Below are 2463 nucleotides of genomic sequence, written 5' to 3'. Positions count from 1 at the left end.
TGGCCTTTGTTTATTTTGCACTTATTGTTGACACACTTATGTGAACACTACCTAGCAAATCAGCCAGATCGGGGGCCTGAGGCTTACTCAACTCGTTCTTTATGGCCTTAATCCAGTCGGTCAGGCTGGCAATTTTCCTCCGAAGATCGCCCAGCATTTTCCGGGCTTCCCCAGTCGGTGGTGGGAACAGCGTCAAAGAGGGCCTTGCCGTCCTCGCCCATGATACGGTTTCCGTCCTCGTCCAGACGGTAGCGGCGGCGCTGCTTACAGCCCCATTTGCCGCTTTCCTCAATGGGCCGGATAGGACAGAGAACATGAAAGTGTGGGTTCGGAATACCGCCGTCTTCCTTGTCTGGCAGGTGGATGGCAAAGTCGGCAATCATGCCACGGCATACAAGCTGCTCCGAAACAAATTGCCTTGCAAGAACGATGTTTTTTCCAAAGAAAATTCGTTCTGCAAGGCAATGTCAAAGCTGTATGCGAGCTGGGCTTTCTTGCCGCGCTCGGCCTTCTCTACGGCATTCCGGAGGGTAGCGCGGTCTTAGTACTCGGCGGGGGCCTGGGGCGGCAGGAAAATGCCGATGCAGACCACGCCGCCCTTATGGGTGTAGTCGCTGACCTCGCCGTAGTATTCACTGTAAAGTTTCTCCCAGCCCAGTAAGCGGCGAAGGCAATGACGGACTGTCCCTCGCTCCGCCGGACCTGGGTGACGTGGAGATGAAACAAGGCCAATTATCCGCCCTCCTGCTGGTCAATCATGCGCCTGGCCAGAGCAGAAACTTCCGGCAGGGAAAAGATTTGCTCTGCCAGCTTTCGGAAAGCTGCTTGGCTCATGCCGCGCACTTCCAGGGCAACGCTTTCCACGTCGGCCCCACGGACGATAAGCCTGTGGTTTCGTTTCTTCCGCTCGCCCTCGGTGTAGTAGCGGACACGGTTCTCCAAACGCTGGCATTTGTACCGGTACTGCTTCCGTTTGGCAATGGCCTCGTCCCGTTCTTTCTCCAACTGCTCTCGTGATTTTTTCATGATGTTTATCTCCTTCGATTTTGAATTTTGAACATAAAAAGACCGCTTACCGAGTGTGTCCGGTAAACGGTCAGGGGTACAGTGTTCGGTTTTGGCCTCATGGGGAAGGTGCAGATGCAAAACGGATGAACCTTCCCCACGAAAGTGCAGGAATAGCCGCGAAGCGGCGCAAGGGGTGGCAGCCCCTTGTAGGCCGTGGAGCGACGCAAACGTGCCTGACATTCGGATGTCAGGCACGCCGCCTCGCAGAGCGCACGATACATGGTCGCAGACCATGTATCGTGCGCCCTTAGGGTCCTTCTACTGTCAGCGTTCCAGGTAATTCAGCAACATCTGCGCCACCTGTGCGCGAGTGGTCTGCCCCTGGGGGCCAAGCCGCCCGTCTCCGTAGCCGTTCAAAATGCCGTTCTCCACGGCCCAGCACAGGGCCTCCAGAGCGTAACCGCTAATCTCGTCCGCGTCGTTGAAATGCAACTCCTTTTGGGTGGCGGCAGGACTGCCGGAGTATCGCCAGAGCATAACGGCCAACTGTTCACGAGTGATGTTGTCACTGGGGCCGAAGGTTCCGTTGCCGTAGCCGCCTACGATTCCACGCTCCGCAGCCCAGGTGATTGCCGGGGCGTACCATGTACCGGGGGCCACATCGGTAAAGGTGTTGCCACCCGTCACGGCGGATTTGCCCCCCCTGTTGTAGAGAATCTGTGCAAGCTGGGCACGGGACAGGTGATTGTCCGGCCCGAACAAGCCGTTGCCGTAGCCGCCCATCAAACCATTCCGCAGAACATAGTCCACGGCCTCGTGATACCACGTCCCCACACTCCCCAGGTCGGTGAAATTGCGAGAGGGGCAATCCACGCCGCCGTCACAGGGCTTTTGCGTATCGTCCGGCAATGGGGCAAATGTGGCTTTCACGGTCACGGCGCTGCTGGGCATGGTGAAGATGTACTTCCCGCCGCCCTGGGCCGCCAGTCTGATCTTGTTTCCCCGGCTGTCGGTGACGGTCAGGGTGTCCAGCACATAGCCGCTGTCCGGAGTGACGGTCAGGGTAACGGCGCTGTTACCGCTGGCGTTGGAGCGGTTAGATGTCACTTTGCCGTGTTCTGACTTCTCCACTGTGACAGCATATGTGCTGATGTTCTCTCCGCCAGAACCAGAAGTATTGCCTGACGTACCGCCTTGCGATGTCTGGTCGGGGGTGTCCGGATTCTTAGAGGCGGTCAAATCCTCTGTTTTTGTGGGAATCTCCCGGATGTTTCCGCCGCTGTCCATAACCCTGAACGGAACTGTAGGTTCTTCCGTAACACAGGACGGCGTTAGGATTGTTTCGGAGGGCTGCAACTCAATCCTGGCAGTAAATCGCTTCAGAAGCTGTACCAATAGGCTAAAACCGCTTGAGTAAAGTGATGAAAGCAGCAATGGTGCAAACAGCTTGTGCAG

The 2463-nt window shown here is 56.8% G+C and carries 2 protein-coding genes and 1 pseudogene; all 3 read right to left on the bottom strand.

Features of this window, described 5'->3' with window-relative positions; genetic code table 11:
* Positions 1-40: 40 nt before the first annotated feature.
* Positions 41-732: pseudogene (locus JX325_RS15360) on the bottom strand (MobA/MobL family protein); the annotation flags it as partial.
* Positions 733-1026, bottom strand: a complete 294-nt coding sequence (locus JX325_RS15355) for a DUF3847 domain-containing protein (protein ID WP_204791934.1) — start codon at positions 1024-1026, stop codon at positions 733-735. It lies immediately after the preceding pseudogene.
* 306 nt (positions 1027-1332) lie between these two features.
* Positions 1333-2295, bottom strand: coding sequence for an S-layer homology domain-containing protein (locus JX325_RS15350; protein ID WP_204791933.1), 963 nt, complete (start codon positions 2293-2295; stop codon positions 1333-1335).
* Between the last annotated feature and the right edge of the window lie 168 nt (positions 2296-2463).

It is taken from the genome of Oscillibacter sp. CU971, assembly GCF_905219725.1.
Taxonomy (GTDB): domain Bacteria; phylum Bacillota; class Clostridia; order Oscillospirales; family Oscillospiraceae; genus Oscillibacter.
Note: the sequence above shows the minus strand (reverse complement) of the source record. Positions and strands in the feature narration are given on the sequence as shown.